Origin of the sequence: Pseudomonas sp. PGPPP4 (assembly GCF_002256045.1) — a bacterium.
Lineage (GTDB): Bacteria > Pseudomonadota > Gammaproteobacteria > Pseudomonadales > Pseudomonadaceae > Chryseomonas > Chryseomonas oryzihabitans.
This window is the reverse complement of sequence record NZ_NKID01000009.1, coordinates 45,381-62,165: the sequence shown is the minus strand read 5'-3', so window position 1 is coordinate 62,165 and position 16,785 is coordinate 45,381. Positions and strand designations below refer to the sequence as shown.

17 protein-coding genes are annotated in these 16,785 nt (G+C 68.0%); 12 read left to right on the top strand and 5 right to left on the bottom strand.

Annotation, left to right across the window (positions count from 1 at the left end; translation table 11 throughout):
* Positions 1–5: 5 nt before the first annotated feature.
* The 5 genes from mmsB to CFE50_RS16465 all read left to right on the top strand — a co-directional run bounded on the left by mmsB (position 6) and on the right by CFE50_RS16465 (position 4,755).
* Positions 6–902 carry a 3-hydroxyisobutyrate dehydrogenase gene (mmsB, locus tag CFE50_RS16485; protein ID WP_286735033.1) on the top strand — a complete coding sequence of 299 codons (897 nt, stop codon included), beginning with the start codon at positions 6–8 and terminating at the stop codon, positions 900–902.
* Positions 899–1,951: an enoyl-CoA hydratase/isomerase family protein gene (locus CFE50_RS16480; protein WP_241809058.1), complete on the top strand. Its 1,053-nt coding sequence runs from the start codon at positions 899–901 to the stop codon at positions 1,949–1,951. Before mmsB ends, CFE50_RS16480 begins: the two co-directional genes overlap by 4 nt.
* Before the next feature lie 11 nt (positions 1,952–1,962).
* Positions 1,963–3,114: an acyl-CoA dehydrogenase family protein gene (locus CFE50_RS16475; protein WP_007162212.1), complete on the top strand. Its 1,152-nt coding sequence runs from the start codon at positions 1,963–1,965 to the stop codon at positions 3,112–3,114.
* A 138-nt stretch (positions 3,115–3,252) separates the two neighbouring features.
* Positions 3,253–4,053: a universal stress protein gene (locus CFE50_RS16470; RefSeq protein ID WP_286735027.1), complete on the top strand. Its 801-nt coding sequence runs from the start codon at positions 3,253–3,255 to the stop codon at positions 4,051–4,053.
* Between the two features lie 150 nt (positions 4,054–4,203).
* Positions 4,204–4,755, top strand: a complete 552-nt coding sequence (locus CFE50_RS16465; protein WP_007162210.1) for an ATP-dependent Clp protease proteolytic subunit — start codon at positions 4,204–4,206, stop codon at positions 4,753–4,755.
* Positions 4,756–4,817: 62 nt separating this feature from the next.
* Here the strand turns inward: CFE50_RS16465 and CFE50_RS16460 are convergent, their stop codons facing one another.
* The gene (locus CFE50_RS16460) at positions 4,818–6,584 is read right to left on the bottom strand and encodes a glycoside hydrolase family 5 protein (protein ID WP_241809054.1); all 1,767 of its coding nucleotides are present in this window, start codon (positions 6,582–6,584) and stop codon (positions 4,818–4,820) included.
* 397 nt (positions 6,585–6,981) lie between these two features.
* Between CFE50_RS16460 and CFE50_RS16455 the strand changes: the two genes are divergently transcribed.
* Both CFE50_RS16455 and CFE50_RS16450 read left to right on the top strand, forming a co-directional pair.
* A complete protein-coding gene (locus tag CFE50_RS16455; protein WP_133859315.1) occupies positions 6,982–7,389 on the top strand; it encodes a response regulator in 408 nt (135 codons plus the stop codon).
* Positions 7,390–7,454: 65 nt separating this feature from the next.
* Positions 7,455–7,667: a hypothetical protein gene (locus tag CFE50_RS16450; protein WP_241809052.1), complete on the top strand. Its 213-nt coding sequence runs from the start codon at positions 7,455–7,457 to the stop codon at positions 7,665–7,667.
* 14 nt (positions 7,668–7,681) lie between these two features.
* Here the strand turns inward: CFE50_RS16450 and CFE50_RS16445 are convergent, their stop codons facing one another.
* Complete coding sequence (locus tag CFE50_RS16445) at positions 7,682–8,143, bottom strand: Lrp/AsnC family transcriptional regulator (protein ID WP_027597697.1); 462 nt, start codon at positions 8,141–8,143, stop codon at positions 7,682–7,684.
* 223 nt (positions 8,144–8,366) lie between these two features.
* On the opposite strand from CFE50_RS16445, the gene CFE50_RS16440 reads away from it, so the two are divergent.
* Genes CFE50_RS16440 through CFE50_RS16420 form a run of 5 tightly spaced genes read left to right on the top strand, consistent with a single transcriptional unit; the run spans position 8,367 to position 14,351 of the window.
* On the top strand, positions 8,367–9,599 hold the full coding sequence (locus tag CFE50_RS16440) for a thiamine pyrophosphate-dependent enzyme (protein ID WP_286735022.1): 1,233 nt from the start codon (positions 8,367–8,369) through the stop codon (positions 9,597–9,599).
* A gap of 4 nt (positions 9,600–9,603) precedes the next feature.
* Positions 9,604–10,662: an alpha-ketoacid dehydrogenase subunit beta gene (locus tag CFE50_RS16435; protein WP_007162204.1), complete on the top strand. Its 1,059-nt coding sequence runs from the start codon at positions 9,604–9,606 to the stop codon at positions 10,660–10,662.
* A gap of 1 nt (position 10,663) precedes the next feature.
* Positions 10,664–11,950 carry a dihydrolipoamide acetyltransferase family protein gene (locus tag CFE50_RS16430; protein WP_286735019.1) on the top strand — a complete coding sequence of 429 codons (1,287 nt, stop codon included), beginning with the start codon at positions 10,664–10,666 and terminating at the stop codon, positions 11,948–11,950.
* A 2-nt stretch (positions 11,951–11,952) separates the two neighbouring features.
* A complete protein-coding gene (lpdA, locus tag CFE50_RS16425) occupies positions 11,953–13,335 on the top strand; it encodes a dihydrolipoyl dehydrogenase (protein ID WP_286735018.1) in 1,383 nt (460 codons plus the stop codon).
* A complete protein-coding gene (locus CFE50_RS16420; RefSeq protein ID WP_286735017.1) occupies positions 13,332–14,351 on the top strand; it encodes an AraC family transcriptional regulator in 1,020 nt (339 codons plus the stop codon). The genes lpdA and CFE50_RS16420 overlap by 4 nt, the downstream gene beginning before the upstream one ends.
* On the opposite strand, the gene CFE50_RS16415 is transcribed toward CFE50_RS16420, so the two are convergent.
* From CFE50_RS16415 to CFE50_RS16405, 3 genes are read right to left on the bottom strand one after another with little or no spacing between them, the layout of a single operon-like run.
* On the bottom strand, positions 14,348–14,743 hold the full coding sequence (locus tag CFE50_RS16415) for an ester cyclase (protein WP_286735015.1): 396 nt from the start codon (positions 14,741–14,743) through the stop codon (positions 14,348–14,350). The genes CFE50_RS16420 and CFE50_RS16415 overlap by 4 nt on opposite strands.
* Positions 14,744–14,790: 47 nt before the next feature.
* Positions 14,791–15,576 (bottom strand): enoyl-CoA hydratase, encoded by a 786-nt coding sequence (locus CFE50_RS16410; RefSeq protein ID WP_007162199.1) that lies wholly within the window; start codon positions 15,574–15,576, stop codon positions 14,791–14,793.
* A gap of 14 nt (positions 15,577–15,590) precedes the next feature.
* Positions 15,591–16,775 (bottom strand): acetyl-CoA C-acyltransferase, encoded by a 1,185-nt coding sequence (locus CFE50_RS16405; RefSeq protein WP_286735012.1) that lies wholly within the window; start codon positions 16,773–16,775, stop codon positions 15,591–15,593.
* Between the last annotated feature and the right edge of the window lie 10 nt (positions 16,776–16,785).

Sequence of the window (16,785 nt, the reverse complement as noted above, 5' to 3'; positions counted from 1 at the left end):
CCAGCATGCATCTGGGATTTCTGGGACTGGGCAACATGGGCGCGCCCATGGCCCGCAACCTGCTCAAGGCCGGCCATCAGCTGACCGTCTATGACCTCTCCACCGCCGCCCTGGACGCGCTGCGCGCCGAAGGGGCCGAGGTCGCCGCCTCGCCCACCGCCGTGGCGGAGAGTGGCGCGGAAGTGATCATCACCATGCTGCCCGCGGCCGCCCATGTGAAGACGGTCTATCTGGGCGAAGATGGACTGATCGCTCGGGCCCGGCCGGGCACCCTGCTGATCGATTCCTCCACCATAGATCCGCTCAGCGCCCGGGCGGTGGCCAGCGCCGCCGCCGAACGCGGTCTGGAATTGCTGGACGCCCCGGTCTCAGGCGGCACCGGCGGCGCGGCGGCCGGCACCCTCACCTTCATGGTCGGCGGCAGCGAAGCCGGCTTCCAGCACGCCCAGCCGCTGCTGGCCGCCATGGGCCGCAACCTGGTGCACTGCGGCGCCAGCGGCAACGGCCAGGTGGCCAAGGTGGCCAACAACCTGCTGCTGGGCATCTCCATGATCGGAGTGGCCGAGGCCATGGCCCTGGGCACCCGCCTGGGCATGGACGCCAAGACCCTGGCCGGGGTGATCAATACCAGCAGCGGGCGCTGCTGGAGTTCGGAGGTCAACAACCCCTATCCGGACGTGCTGCCCCAGGCGCCCGCCTCACGCGGCTACCAGGGCGGCTTCGCCGCCGAGCTCATGCTCAAGGACCTGGGCCTGGCCACCGAGGCGGCGCGCGCCGTGCGCCAGCCGGTGATCCTCGGCGCGGTGGCGCAGCAGCTCTACCAGAGATTCAGCCGCGCGGGTGGCGGCGGCCTGGATTTCTCGGCCATCATCCAGGACTACCTGGACGAGGACGGTGCATGAGCGAGGCCAAGGTACTGCTGGAAAGACGTGGCGGGGTCGGCTACCTGACCCTCGATCGCCCGGCCGGGCTCAATGCCCTGGATCTGGACATGGTGCGCGCCCTGCACGGGGCGCTGCGCGACTGGGAGCAGGACCCCGGCGTGCGGGTGATCGTGCTCCGCGGCAACGGGCCGAAGGCCTTCTGCGCCGGCGGCGATGTGCGAGCGCTGTACGACAGCTACCAGCGCGGCGACGACCTGCACCTGACCTTCTTCACCGAGGAATACGCCCTCGACCTGGCGCTGCACCGCTATCCCAAGCCGGTGCTGGCCCTGGCCCAGGGGCTGGTGCTGGGCGGCGGCATGGGCCTGGTGCAGGCGGCGCGGCTGCGGATCGTCAGCGAGCGCACCCGCATGGCCATGCCGGAAACCGCCATCGGCTATTTCCCCGATGTCGGCGCCAGCCACTTCCTGCCCCGCCTGCCCGACCACCTGGGCCTCTATCTGGGCCTGACCGGCGTGCAGATCGGCCCGGCCGATGCCCTGGCCGCGGGCCTGGCCGATGTCTTCATTGCCGAAGCGGCCAATGACGATCTGCTGCAGCGCCTGGAGGCGGCCACCGCCCAGGGCCCTACCGACCTGGCCGCGCTGCTGCAGGAATTCGCCGCGGCGCCGGCCGAAGCCGCGCGCCTGACCGATCTGCGCCCGGCCATCGCCGAGCACTTCGCGGCGGCCACCGTCGAGGAGCTGCGCGCCAGCCTAGCGGCGGAGCAGCGCCCCGCCTATCGCGACTGGGCGCAGGAGACCCTCGCCACCCTGGACGCCCGTTCGCCGCTGGCGGTCGCCACCGCCCTGGAGTTGCTGCGCCAGGGCAGCGGGCTTTCGCTGGAACAGTGCTTCGCCCTGGAGCTGCACCTGGATCGCCGCTGGTTCGAAAAGGGCGAGATCGTCGAGGGGGTGCGCGCCATGCTGGTGGACAAGGACCGCACGCCGCACTGGAATCCGGCCCGCTGGCAGGACCTGGATCCCCGCCGCGTCGCCGCCTTTTTCGCCGATTTTCGCCATTCCTGAGGGAGGCTCCCATGCACGACATCGAACTCACCGAAGAACAACGCATGATCCGCGACCTGGCGCGTGACTTCGCCCGCCGCGAGGTCGCGCCCCACGCCCGCGCCTGGGAAAAGGCCGAGTGGATCGACGACGCCGTGGTCGCCCAGCTGGGTGAACTGGGCCTGCTGGGCATGGTGGTACCCGAGCAATGGGGCGGCACCTACCTGGATTACGTCGCCTATGCCCTGGCGGTGGAAGAGATCTCCGCCGGCGACGGCAGCCTCGGCGCCCTGATGAGCATTCACAGCTCGGTGGGCTGTGGCCCGCTGCTGCGCTACGGCAGCGCCGCACAGCAGGATCGCTGGCTACCCGACCTGGCCGCCGGCAAGGTCATCGGCTGCTTCTGCCTGACCGAACCCCAGGCCGGCTCGGAGGCGCACAACCTGCGCACGCGGGCGGTACTCGACGGCGACAGCTGGGTGCTCAACGGCAGCAAGCAATTCGTCAGCAACGGTCGCCGCGCGGGCCTGGCCATCGTCTTCGCGGTGACCGATCCGGAGCTGGGCAAGAAGGGCCTGTCGGCCTTTCTGGTGCCCACCGACACCCCCGGCTTTCGCGTCGAGCGTACCGAGCACAAGATGGGCCTGCGCGCCTCCGACACCTGCGCGGTCACCCTGGACAACTGCCGCATCCCGGCGGCCAACCTGCTGGGCGAGCGCGGCAAAGGCCTGGCCATCGCCCTGTCCAACTTGGAAGGCGGTCGTATCGGCATCGCCGCCCAGGCGCTGGGGATCGCCCGCGCGGCCTTCGAGGCGGCGCTGGGCTATGCCCGCGAACGCATCCAGTTCGACAAGGCGATCATCCAGCACCAGAGCATCGCCAACATGCTGGCCGACATGCACACCCGGCTTAACGCCGCGCGGCTGCTGATCCTGCACGCGGCGCGGCTGCGCACGGCGGGCCAGCCCTGTCTGAGCGAAGCCTCCCAGGCCAAGCTGTTCGCCACGGAGACGGGCGAATGGGTGTGCTCCAAGGCCATCCAGATCCATGGTGGCTATGGCTACCTGGAGGACTATCCGGTGGAGCAGTACTACCGCGACATCCGCATCACCCAGATCTACGAAGGCTCCAGTGAAATCCAGCGGCTGCTGATCACCCGGGAACTCGATCGCTACGAAATGTGAGGGCGTCCGGGATGACGGCCGTGACCTGTCCAGCAAAAGCCGAAGATGACACCCAGGCGTCATCTGGACAGCGCTGGGCGGGTGCTACGCTCCTGACAGGGATCGTGTCTGGTCCCGGTCTTGCCAAGGAATACCGTTATGGCCTCCCTGCTCGCCTGCATCGATGGATCTCCCCACGCCGAAAGCGTCTGCGACCACACCGCCTGGTTGTCGCGACGGCTGGATGCGCCCGTCACCCTGCTGCATGTGCAGGAGTCGGCCAGCAGCGGCAAGAAGGTCGCCAACGGCGTCCCGGTCTATCTGGACGATGACGTCGGCGCCGGCATGGCCAAGGCGCTGCTGCTCAACGCCCGCCAGCGCCTGCTGCACCAGGGCCTGACCTCGGCGCCGCAGATCCTGCGCCGCCCCGAGGGGCTGGTGGATACCCTCAAGACCCTGGAAGCCGACACCCGCCTGCTCGTGATCGGCAAGCGCGGCGAGCGCTCCGGGGACAGCGGCATCGGCAGCCAGCTGGAAGCCGTGGTCCGCGCCGTGCACCGGCCGATCCTGATCTGCTCGGGGCCGTTCAAGCCGCCGCGCCAGTTCACCATCGCCTACGACGGCCGGGAAGCCACCCACCAGGGCATCCTGGCGCTGGCGCGCAGTCCGCTGCTGGCCGGTATGAGCGGCACCCTGCTGCGGGTCGGCGAAGATGATCCGATCCTGCGCAAGCGCCTGGATGACCTGGCCCTGCTGCTGCGCAGCGCCGGTTGCCGGGTCGACACCACCGTCGCCCATGGCGACGTGGAACGCATCGTCCCCCGCCACCTCGACGAACGCCGGGCCGACCTGCTGATCATGGGCGCCTACAGCCACTCCTCGGTCTGGCGCTTCCTACGCGGCAGTCGCACCACCCAGCTGCTGCACAAGACCGAAGTGCCGATGTTGCTGCTGCGCTGAGACCGCGCCTCTACCCGGGCGCAGCCCATCCGCCCGGGACGCGCTTCGTCGGCCAGCCGACGCCAGCGCTCAAGCCCGCCCGAAAGCCGCCGAAGCAACTCTCATAGAGCCCCGCCCTCCGCCGGGCTCCCCGGCGCGTCGGTAGGCCCCATGAGCACCCATGTCATCCATTTCACCGGTCCCATCAACTCCACCAGCTGCGGCCAGCTGATCGCCCAGTGCTCCCAGGCCGTGCAGCAGGACGCCTCGCGCATCCTGCTGAAGATCGCCACCATGGGCGGCGATTGCAGCTACGGCTTCACGATGTACAACTTCCTGCTGTCCCTGCCGCTGCCGGTGCATACCCACAACCTGGGTACCGTCGAGTCCATGGGCAACATCCTCTTCCTGGCCGGCGAGCACCGCACCGCCAGTCGTCACAGCAAATTCCTCTACCACTCCTTCTACTGGAATCTGAACAACTCGGTGGACCATGCACGCATGGCCGAATACGCCATGTGCCTGGACTACGACCTGGATCTCTATGCGCGCATCGTCGCCGAGCGCACCGCCGGTGCCGCCGAAGCCCTGGACATCCACAGCTGCCTCAAGGCCAACGCCCGGCTGCTGAGTCCGGAAGCGGCCCTGACCACCGGGGTAATCCATGCCGTGGATGAATGCCGCGTGCAGCCGGGTGAGGTCACCACCTTCATCCACCTTTGAGCAGGCAATAAAAAAACCCGGTGACCTTTGGCCACCGGGTTTTTCCTTGCCCGATCCGGGGATCAGCGGCTGAAGGACACCAGGGTGTTGGGGTAGCCGACGCTGGCATCGAGGCGGCTGGCGTCGAAGAACACCCCCAGGTTGTTGGCGCCATCCTGCACATAGCTGATCTTGAGGATCTGGCCATTGACCAGGCGTACCGAGCCACCCAGCTTGAAGGCCGAGCGATTGGCCGCGGTGGCCGGGATGGAGATGGCCGCGGCGCGACGGTAGACACCGCGATTCCAGTCGGCATTGGTGAAGTCGTTGATGGCGCTGCTGACGCTGGCGGCGCTGGTCACGCCGGTGGGCGACACGGTCACGGTCTTGGGATAGCCCACGGCGTTGCCGTTGAAGGGCGTGCCCTCGGTGAAGACCCCCAGGCTGTTGCCGGCCTGCACCGAGGAGATCCGCCGCACCTGGCCATCCGCGGTGGTCAGGTAGGCACCGGCCTTGAAGGCGGCGCGATTCACCGCGGTCCCGGGTACCGAGACGGCGGCCTTCTTGAGAAACACCCCCTTGTGCCAGTCCGAGTTGGTGAAGTCGTTGATCACCGAGGTAACCGTGCCTGCGGTCGCGCCATTGCTCGGCGGCACCTGAACGCCTGCATTACTGCCTGCGTTTCCGGTGTTGCCGGCGCTGCTGCCGCTGCCGGAATTGCCCACGGCGCCGGCACTACCGCCAGCCGAACCGCTGTTGCCGGCCGTGCCACCACCGTTAGCCGGGGTGGTGCTGCCGCTGGCGATCGGGCCGATGGCGGTGCAGCTGCTGTCGTCCAGGTACTTGCGCAGGGTCGGCCACTGCGGCCGCTCCTGGCCATTGATCGGCTCCACCGACATGAAGTAGCTGCCCCAGCCCGGACCTGCGGCCCAGTAGGAGGCCGGGATGCAGTTCTGCTTGAGGTAGGCCAGCATGTTGTCCATCAGCAGGTTCCAGCGCGGATTGTTGTCCGGTACGCCGAATTCACCGATATAGCCGCGCTTGCCGTTCTTCTTCAGCCAGTCGACGAAGGGCTTCACCCGGGTCACGCCATAGTTGGCGTCGAGCTTGTTGACGTCGGTCTTGTCGTAGCTGCCGCCGGCGTTCTCGTCGAAGTAGGAATGCGCCGAGAAGATGATGTTGTTGGCCGGATCCTTCAGCCCCAGCAGGGCATCGTTGAACTCGGCCCAGCGGGTGGCGCTCGACCAGCCGTTGCCTTCGACGATGACCGGACGGGTGCTGTCCACCGCGCGTACGCCATTGATGCCGTACTGGGCCGCGGTCGGCCAGTAGGCCATGGCATCGTGGGGCTCGTTCATGATGTCGTAGGCGTACAGCGAGGACTGGCCGCTCCACTGCCGCGCGATGTGCGTCATGATCTCCTGATAGCGGGCATAGGGGACGCCGCTGGTGCCGATCACCTGACCGCGATAGCGGGCATAGTTGTGCAGGTCGAGGATGATCTTGATGCCGTGCTTTTGCGCATAGCCGAAGGTCTGGTTCACCAGGGCGACGTAGGCACTGTCCAGCGGGCCGCCCAGCTTGGGTTGCAGGCGCTCCCAGATGATGGGGAAACGGATCAGTTTGACGCCCCGCGCGCTCCACTGCTGGAAGTAGGCCTCCACCGGGAAGATGTAGTTGGTGCCATTGATGCCGGGCAGCACCTGGGGCGCGAAGCCCGCACCCGACAAATTCAGACCGACCAGGCTGACAGGCTCGGCCTGGGCAACGCCAGCGGACAGCGCGAGAACGGTGGCGGCCGCGGCGAGCGGACGACGAAGGGCGGTAGCGAGGGAGCGGATAGGCGTCATGGACAGATACTGCTTTGGGAGGCGTGGCGTCGATGTCCTTTGTGTACGAGCAAAGCCTGGGTTTAGGTAAGGCCACTGGGACGTGACAAAAAAGTACCCTGCGTCCTGCAGTTGCCTTACCCGATACAAGTCATATGCCAGGTAGCTGAAACCTTTCGCTGTAACGACGGTCCGAGGCGCCTACGGTTTATCGCAAATCACCGTTGTAGAGCCTTTGCGGGAAACGTAACCAAATGTGCGTGACATAGGGTCACACCCCCGGAAAGCTGCACGCGACAAAATAATCACGGCGAGAAGACAGAAATCTGACGCCAGATTTAGTGGCACATGGCCTGGGGAATTTTCCCGGGTCGTGGCTATCCAAGGCTCAGCAACGTCTTGTATATAAGGTCCAGTCATGCGCGCAGAACAGCCGGGAACCCCTGTCTTCCGACCCACTCTCCTGGTGGTGGACGACGAGCCACTGGTCGCGGATTTCGTCCGCGAGATCCTCGAGCCCGAAGGCTTCAACATCATCGCCGCTGACTCCGCCGACACCGCGTTGACGCTGTTGGAAAAGGAAGACGCCAACATCGACCTGCTGCTGACGGATATCCGTATGCCGGGTTCGATGGACGGGGCGCAGCTGGCAAATATGGTCTGCAAGCGCTGGCCAGACATGCCGATTATTGTCATGTCCGGCTACGAAACCCCCTCCACTGCAAGCATCAAGTGCCAGGTGCGCTTCCTGCCCAAGCCCTGGTCGATCGGTCAATTGATCGATGCCGTGAATGGCGTCGCCTATTCGGTTACGCCCAGCGCCTAGAGGTTGAGGAACCTCGGCGATGTGAATAGTGTCACATCGCCACCTCGACCCTCCGGACGCTCTTCATGCTCGCCCTCACCTACACCTTCGCTGCGCAACTGCCCAACATAGACTGCCTGTTCGGTCCCCTGGCTCCGGATGGCGGTCTGCCGGTGCGAGTCTGTCGTCCCGCCAGCGAACGTCGCCTGACCCTGATGCTGGATACCGCCCGCCTGCGCGACCGCGCCTATTGCGCTGCCCAGGCACAGCAGGTCCGCACTTCCCTCGGTATCCGTTAGTCGTCACGCGCGCCTCAGAGCGGCGGCGCCGGGCGCAACAGCACGGCCTTGAGCGAAAAGGCCGAGGTCACGCTGGCCACCCCGGGAATGCAGGTCAGGGTCTCGGCGAGAAAGTGCTGGTAGGCCGCGAGATCCTGCACCACCACCCGCAGCACATAGTCGGCATCTCCGGTCATCTGGAAACAGCTCATCACCTGGGGCGCTTTGACGATCTCCCGTTCGAAGGCGCGCAGGTAGTCGGTGGACTGCTTTTCCAGGCGCACCGACACGAAGACGCTGACACTGCCGGCCAGCCGAGTCTCATCGAGCTGGGCGTGATAGCCCTGGATGTAACGCTCCTCCTCCAGCCGCTTGACCCGCCGTAGCGTCGGGGTCAGCGACAGCCCGATCTTCTGCGCCAGATCGCGCCAGCTCAGGCGGCCGTCGGCGGACAGGGCGTTGAGGATGCGCAGGTCGATACGGTCCAGACCAGCCATGGTGCAAAACCTCCACTGTTGTTCTTGTACGAAGTTCAATAGCACCAAAAGGCCAGACTGCCCACCCCGAAATTGCGGCAAAACGGCTAGCCATGCCGGCCTATACTCAGGCGACCAATAACAAGAATGCCGAGGCCTCCACCATGTGGCACCCTGCATCGCATCCGGACGGCCAACCCGTCCTGCGACCCGCCCGCACCCTCTTCCACCAGGAGGGGCGGCCATGAGCGACCATCCACCCCTGCGCCTGCACGTTCCCGAACCCAGCGGCCGACCGGGACGTCCCACCGACTTCAGCTACCTGCAACTCTGCCCCGCCGGCAGTGCGGAAAAGCCGCCCATCGACGTGGCACCGGTGGATACCCGCGAGCTGGCGACCCAGCTGATCCGCATCCTTGACGAAGAGGGTCGCGCCGTCGGCCCCTGGGCCACCGAAGAAGCGCCCGAATTGCTGCTGCAGGGCCTCAGGGCCATGCTCAAGACCCGGCTGTTCGATGCGCGGATGCTCAAGGCCCAGCGGCAGAAGAAGCTGTCCTTCTATATGCAGTGCCTGGGCGAGGAAGCCATCGCCGTCGGCCAGACCCTGGCCTTGCGCCCGGACGACATGCATTTCCCCACCTATCGCCAGCAGGGCATCCTCATCGCCCGCGAGGCGCCGCTGGACGAGATGATCTGCCAGCTGCTGTCCAACGCCCGGGATCCGCTCAAGGGTCGCCAGCTGCCGGTGATGTACTCCTACCGCGACCTCGGCTTCTTTTCCATCTCCGGCAACCTGGGCACCCAGTACATCCAGGCGGTGGGCTGGGCCATGGCGTCGGCGATCAAGGGCGACACCCGCATCGCCGCGGGCTGGATCGGCGACGGCGCCACCGCCGAAGGCGATTTCCACGCCGCCCTCACCTTCGCCCACGTCTACCGGGCGCCGGTGATCCTCAACATCGTCAATAACCAGTGGGCCATTTCCACCTTCCAGGCCATCGCCGGCGGCGAGGGCATCACCCTGGCCACCCGCGGCCTCGGCTATGGCATCGCCGCCCTGCGGGTGGATGGCAATGACTTCCTCGCCGTACTGGCCGCCTCGCGCTGGGCCGCCGAACGCGCCCGGCGCAACCTGGGGCCGACCCTGATCGAGTGGGTGACCTATCGCGCCGGCCCCCACTCCACCTCGGACGACCCGTCCAAATACCGTCCCGCCGACGACTGGACGCACTTCCCCCTGGGCGATCCCATCGACCGGCTTAAAGCACACCTGATCGGTCGTGGCCTCTGGTCGGACGAACAGCACCAGGCGCTGAGCGCCGAGCTGGAAGCCGAGGTGGCCGCTGCCCAGAAGGCCGCCGAAGCCCACGGCACCTTCGCCAGCGATCTCGCCCCCAGCGCCGCCGACATGTTCGAGGAGGTCTATCAGGACCTGCCGCCGCACCTGCGCCGCCAACGCCAACAGCTCGGGAAGTGACGCCATGACCGTACAACAGGAAACCGACCTGCCGACCCAGGCCGGCAGCCGCAGCACCCTGACCATGATCCAGGCCATCCGCTCGGCCATGGACGTGATGCTCGAACGCGACAGCAACGTGGTGGTGTTCGGCGAGGACGTCGGCTATTTCGGCGGCGTCTTTCGCTGCACCGAGGGCCTGCAGGCCAAGTATGGCGCCTCGCGGGTATTCGACGCGCCCATCTCGGAGAACGGTATCGCCGGCGCCGCGGTGGGCATGGGCGCCTACGGCCTGCGACCGGTGGCGGAGATCCAGTTCGCCGACTACGTGTACCCGGCCATCGACCAGATCGTCTCCGAGGCGGCGCGCCTGCGCTATCGCTCGGTGGGCCAGTTCACCTCGCCGCTGGTGTTCCGCATGCCCTGCGGCGGCGGCATCTATGGCGGCCAGACCCACAGCCAGAGTCCCGAGGCCATGTTCACCCAGGTTTGCGGCCTGCGTACCGTGATGCCCTCCAACCCCTATGACGCCAAGGGCCTGCTGATCGCTTCCATCGAGAGCGACGATCCGGTGATCTTTCTCGAACCCAAGCGCCTCTACAACGGCCCCTTTGACGGCCATCACGACCGCCCGGTGACGCCCTGGTCCGGCCATCCGGCCAGCGCCGTGCCGGACGGCTACTACCGGGTCGAGCTGGAACGCGCCGCGGTGGTCCGTCCCGGCAAGCAGGTCACGGTGCTGACCTATGGCACCACCGTCTGGGTCGCCCTGGCGGCGGCCGCCGAGACCGGCATCGACGCCGAGGTGATCGACATTCGCAGCCTCTGGCCGCTGGACCTGCAGACCCTCACCGATTCGGTGAACAAGACCGGTCGCTGCGTGGTGGTCCACGAAGCCACCCGCACCTGCGGCTATGGCGCCGAGCTGGTGTCCCTGATGCAGGAGCACTGCTTCCATCGCCTGGAGGCGCCCATCGAGCGGGTGACCGGCTGGGATACCCCCTATCCCCACGCCCAGGAATGGGACTACTTCCCGGGTCCGTCCCGGGTCGGCGCCGCGCTCAAGCGCGTGATGGAGGTCTGAGATGGGTACCCATGTCATCAAGATGCCCGACATCGGCGAAGGCATCGCCGAGGTGGAACTGGTCAAGTGGTACGTGGCAGTGGGCGACGAGGTCAGCGAAGACCAGACCCTGGCCGACGTCATGACCGACAAGGCCATGGTGGAGATTCCCTCGCCGGTGGTGGGCCGGGTGGTCGCCCTGGGCGGCGAGCCCGGTCAGGTGCTGGCGGTGGGCGCCGAGCTGATCCGCCTGGAGGTGGCCGGCGACGGCAATCTGCGCGAGACCAGTCGCCCCGCGCCGGTGGCAGCCGCGCCGGCGCCAGCACCGAAGGCGGAAGCGCCCACGCCCGAGACGGCCCCGGCCCCGCGACGCCCGGAAGCGGAGGTCCCGCGCGAGGACGACCGACCAGCTTCCCGCCCGGCCCCCGGCAGTCCGCCGCTGGCGTCTCCCGCGGTGCGCCAGCACGCCTGGGACCTGGGCATCGAACTCCGCTTCGTCACCGGCAGCGGTCACGGCGGGCGCATCCTGCATGGCGATCTGGAGGCCTATGTGCAGCAACGCGGCGCCGGCTTGCCGCCCGCCACCGGCGGCGGTAGCCTGGCGAAACGCAGTGGCGAGGAGCGCATCCCGCTGATCGGCCTGAGACGCAAGATCGCCGAGAAGATGCAGGCCGCCAAACGGCATATCCCCCACTTCACCTATGTGGAAGAGGTGGATGTCACCGAGCTGGAAGCCCTGCGCGCCACCCTCAATCAGCGCTGGCAGGGTCGTCGTGCCCACCTCACCCTGCTGCCCTTCCTGGCGCGAGCCCTGGTGGTGGCGGTGCGGGACTTTCCGCAGATGAATGCGCGCTTCGACGAAGAGAGCAGCACCGTGACGCGCTATGGCGCGGTGCACCTGGGCATCGCCACCCAGGGCGAACAGGGGCTCGCGGTGCCGGTGGTCCGCCATGCCGAGGCGCTGGATCTCTGGGGCTGCGCCCAGGAGGTGGCCCGGCTGGCCACCGCGGTGCGCGGCGGCAAGGCCGGTCGCGACGAACTCTCCGGCTCGACCTTGACCATCAGCAGCCTGGGTCCGCTGGGGGGCATCGCCTCCACGCCCATCATCAACCATCCCGAAGTGGCCATCATCGGCGTCAATCGCATCGTCGAGCGCCCGGCCTTCCGCCATGGGCTGGTGGTACCGCGCAAGCTGATGAATCTCTCCGCTTCCTTCGACCACCGGCTGATCGATGGCCAGGACGCCGCCAGCTTCATCCAGGCCGTGCGCCAGCTGCTCGAACAACCCGCCACCCTCTTCCTGGAGTAGCCATGGACACCCGACTCCTCATCATCGGCGGCGGCCCCGGCGGTTATGTCGCCGCCCTGCGCGCCGCTCAGCTGGGCATCGCCACCACCCTGGTGGAGGGCGCCGCCCTTGGCGGTACCTGCCTCAACGTCGGCTGCATCCCCTCCAAGGCGATGATCCATGTCGCCGAGGAATTCCATCGCGCCTGCGGTCGCGCCGACCAGGGCGCCCTTGGTATCCGCCATGGCCGCCCGGAACTGGACCTTGGCCAGGCCGTGGCCTGGAAGAACGGCATCGTCGATCGCCTCACCACCGGCGTCGCCGCCCTGCTCAAGAAGCAGGGGGTGACGGTGGTCGAGGGCTGGGCCGAGATCCTCGATGGCAAGACCGTGGAGGTGCAGCGCGCCGGTGGCGAACGGCTGCGCATCCGTACCGAACACCTGGTGCTGGCCATGGGCTCCACCTCGGTGGAATTGCCCAGCCTGCCCTTCGGCGGCCCGGTGATCTCGGCCACCGAGGCCTTGTCGCCTACAGAGATTCCCGAGGATCTGGTGGTGGTGGGCGCCGGCTATATCGGCCTGGAGCTGGGCATCGCCTATCGCAAGCTGGGCGCCCGGGTCGCGGTGGTGGAGGCTCAATCGCGCCTGCTGCCCGGCTACGATGCCGAGCTCACGGCGCCGCTGCGCCAGCGGCTGGAACGCCTGGGCATCGAGTTCCACCTGGGCTGCACCGTCGCCGGTCTGGCCGCGGACGGCGCTGGCCTGCGAATGACCCGCGGTGACGGCGAGGAGCAGATCCTGCCGGCCCAGCGCATCCTGGTGGCGGCCGGTCGCCGTCCCCGCACCGAAGGCCTGGAGCGCCTGCCGCTGGACTACGACGGCCGCTATATCCGCGTCGACGACGGCTGCCGTACCAGCATGACCGACGTCTGGGCCATCGGTGATCTCACCGGCGAGCCCCTGCTGGCCCATCGCGCCATGGCCCAGGGCGAGGTGGTGGCCGAGCTGATCGCCGGCAAGCGGCGGCGGTTCGCGCCGGTCGCCATCCCGGCGGTCTGCTACACCGATCCGGAGATCGTGGTGGTCGGCCTGACCCCGGAGCAGGCCAAGGCCCAGGGGGTGGAGACCAAGGTCGCCAGCTTCCCCTTCGCCGCCAATGGCCGTGCCCTCACCCTGGAGGCACCGGAAGGCTTCGTGCGGGTGGTGGCTCGTGCGGACGACCATCGCATCCTTGGCTGGCAGGCCACCGGGCAGCAGGTGGCGGAACTGGCCACGGCCTTTTCCCACAGCCTGGAAATGGGCATGCAACTGGAAGACGTCGCCGCCACCCTGCACCCCCACCCCACCCTGGGCGAAGCGGTGCAGGAAGCGGCGCTGCGGGCGCTGGGCCGGGCCCTGCATCTGTGACCGGCCTGCCGCGCGACAGCCTGGCGCCGGGCATCCTCGACGAAGCTCTGGCCGGGCTGTGCCGGCGCAGTGGTCAGGCGCCGGAGGCCCTGCTCGCTGCCGAAGGCGTCCAGCCAGCCGAGCTGCTGCTTGACCGCGAGCGCCTCTCGGCGCCGCTGTTCGGCCAGCTGTGGTATCGCCTGGCGTGGCGTTTCGATGACGAGTTCTTCGCCCTTGGCCCACGCCCGCTCCCGGCCGGCAGCTTTGCCTTTCTCTGCCAGAGCACCCGCCTGCAACCGACCCTGGGCGACGCCCTGCGGCAGAGCGCCGACTTCCTGCGCCTGACCTTGGGCGTCGACCTGCGCCTGCAGCGCAATGGCGAGCAGGCGACCCTGCGGCTGGCCCCCGGCAGCCTGCCGGGTAGCTTTGCCGTCTTTACCCTCTGGCTGATCCTGCATGGCCTGGCCTGCTGGCTGGTAGGCCGCCGCTTGCCACTGGCGGAGATTCGCCTGACCGCCCAGGAGCCGCCGGCGGAACTGCTGGCCGACTATCGCCAGCGCTTCGGCACCCACCTCAGCTTCGCCCACGGCGAAGACTGGCTGCGGCTGGACGCCGCCGTATTGGGCCTGCCGATCCGCCGCAGTGCCGCGGATGCGCGTCGCTTCATCGCCGCCGCACCGGGCAATCTGCTGGTGCACTATCGCGACGACGCCAGTCTGATCGTCCGCATCCGCGCCCTGCTGCGCAGTCGTGCCCCGGAAGACTGGCCGGACGCCGTCAGCCTGGCCGCGACCCTGGGTCTTTCGGCTGCGACCCTGAGACGCCAGCTGGCGGCGAGCGGCCAGACCTACCAGCGCCTCAAGGACGAACGTCGCTGCCGCCTGGCCTGCCGCCAGCTGGATCAGGGCGCTCTGCCCCTGGAGGAGCTGGCCCTGTGTCTGGGTTTCGCCGATCCCCGCTCCTTCCAGCGCGCCTTTCGCAAGTGGACGGGCTTGAGCCCCCTGGGCTATCGCCAGCGCCAGACCCGAGCGGGTTAGCCCTCGGCCAGCTGGGCAGCGATGGCGGCGGTGTCGATCACCGAGCGCACCTCACGGATTCGCCCGTTCTCGAAGCGATAGAAGACGTGCTCGCTGAAACGCACCCGCCGTCCGTTCACCGCCAGCCCGAACAGCTCGCCCCGTGGCGTGCAGTCGAAGTCCAGTTGCGCGGCCAGCCAGGGCGCGTCCACCACCAGCAAGCGCGCGGCGAAGTGCAGATCGGGAATGGCGGCATGATCGCCTTCGAGCATGGCCTGGTAGCCCGCCAATCCCAGGGGCCGGCCGTTGTGCTCGACGGCTTCGTCGACATAAAGCCCAAGCTCCGTCCAGGCCTGGCGATTGAGGCAGTCGAGGTAGGCCTGGTAGTGCTTGCTTAGATTTTCGACTGACAAAGTCGGGTGCTCCCAGGGGTTGGACGTTGATCGCACGGAGCCGCGGGCTAGCGATGCTCGAACTTCGCCGGGCGCTTCTCGACGAAGGCGGCCATGCCTTCCTTCTGGTCGGCGCTGGCGAACAGCGAATGGAAGACCCGGCGCTCGAAGCGGATACCCTCGGCCAGGCTGGTCTCGAAGGCGCGATTGACGCTCTCCTTGAGCAGCAGGGTCGCCGGCAGCGAGCGACTGGCGATGCCGCGGGCGGCTTCCAGGGTGCGCTCCAGCAATTCGTCGGCGGGAAACACCTGGGCGACCAAGCCGGCGCGCTCGGCTTCGGCGGCGGGCAGCTGGCGTCCGGTCAGGCACAGTTCCATGGCCTTGGCCTTGCCCAGGGCGCGGGTCAGACGCTGGGTACCGCCGATGCCGGGAATGACGCCCAGGGTGATCTCCGGCAGGCCGAAGCGCGCGGTGTCGGCGGCATAGATGAAGTCGCACAGCAACGCCAGTTCGCAGCCACCACCCAGGGCGTAGCCGGCCACAGCGGCGATCAGCGGCTTGCGCCGCTCGGCGATGCGGTCGGCGACGCGGAAATAGTCGTCCAGGTAGATCTGCGGATAGCCCTGCCCCGCCATTTCCTTGATATCGGCGCCGGCGGCGAAGGCCTTGGCCGAGCCGGTGAGCACCACGCAACCGACCTCGGGATCGGCGTCCAGGCGTGCCAGCATGGCATCCAGCTCGTGCAGCAGCTGGGCATTGAGGGCGTTGAGCGCCTTGGGGCGGTTGAGGGTGATGAGGGCGACGCGCGCCTCGATCTCCAGCAGCAGGGTCGATTCGGCAGAGGGTTCGCTCATGGTCTTGTCCTTGTCTAGTCGTTGAGTTCCAGCGCCATGGCCGTGGCCTCGCCACCGCCGATGCAGATGGCGGCCACGCCCCGGCGCAGACCGCGCTGGCGCAGCGCCTGGATCAGGGTCACCAGGATCCGCGCGCCGGAGGCGCCGATGGGATGGCCCAGGGCACAGGCGCCACCGTGCACGTTCAGGCGCTCCGGGTCCAGCCCCAGGGCATCCTGGGCGGCCAGGGCCACCACGGCGAAGGCTTCGTTGATCTCGAACAGGTCGACGTCGTTCAGCTGCCAGTCGATGCGCGCGAGCAGGGTGCGGATGGCGCCGATGGGCGCGGTGGGAAAGTCGCCCGGCGCGCCGGCATGGGCGGCATGGCCACGGATCGTCGCCAGCGGCGTCAGCCCTTCGCGCGCCGCCGTGCTGGCGCGCATAAGCAGCAATGCCGCGGCGCCATCCGAGATGGAGCTGGCGTTGGCCGCGGTGACGGTACCGCCTTCGCGAAAAGCCGGCTTTAGGGAGGGAATGCGTGCCGGATCGGCGCGGCGCGGTTGTTCATCGGTGTCGATGCTCAGGGTTTCCTTGCGCCCCGCCACCTCCACCGCGACGATCTCGTCGACGAAGGCGCCACTGGCCTGCGCCTGGCGCGCCCGGGCGAGGGACTGCTGGGCATAGGCATCCTGGCGCTCGCGGCCGATACCCAGGCGCGCCGCGCAGTCCTCGGCGAAGGTGCCCATCAGGCGCCCGGGCTCGTAGGCGTCTTCCAGGCCGTCGAGAAACATGCTGTCGATCAGGGCGCCGTGGCCGAGGCGGTAGCCGCTGCGGGCCTTTTCCAGCAGATAGGGCGCGCGACTCATGCTTTCCATGCCGCCCGCCACCACCACCACGGCACTGCCGGCGCGCAGCAGGTCATGGCCGAGGATGGCCGCCTGCATGCCCGAACCGCACATCTTGTTCAGGGTGGTACAGCGCGTGCTCTGGTCCAGGCCGGCGCCAAGGGCCGCCTGGCGGGCCGGTGCCTGGCCGAGGCCGGCGGGCAGCACGCAGCCCATGAGCACCTCGTCGACCCGCTCCGGCGACCAACCGCCCCGCTCCAGCACGGCGCGGATCACGGCGCTGCCCAGCTGTGGCGCCGACAGCGCCGCCAGTTCGCCGCCCAGGGCGCCCATGGGGGTGCGAGCGGCGGCGACGATAACAATGGGATCGTTCATGACAACTCTC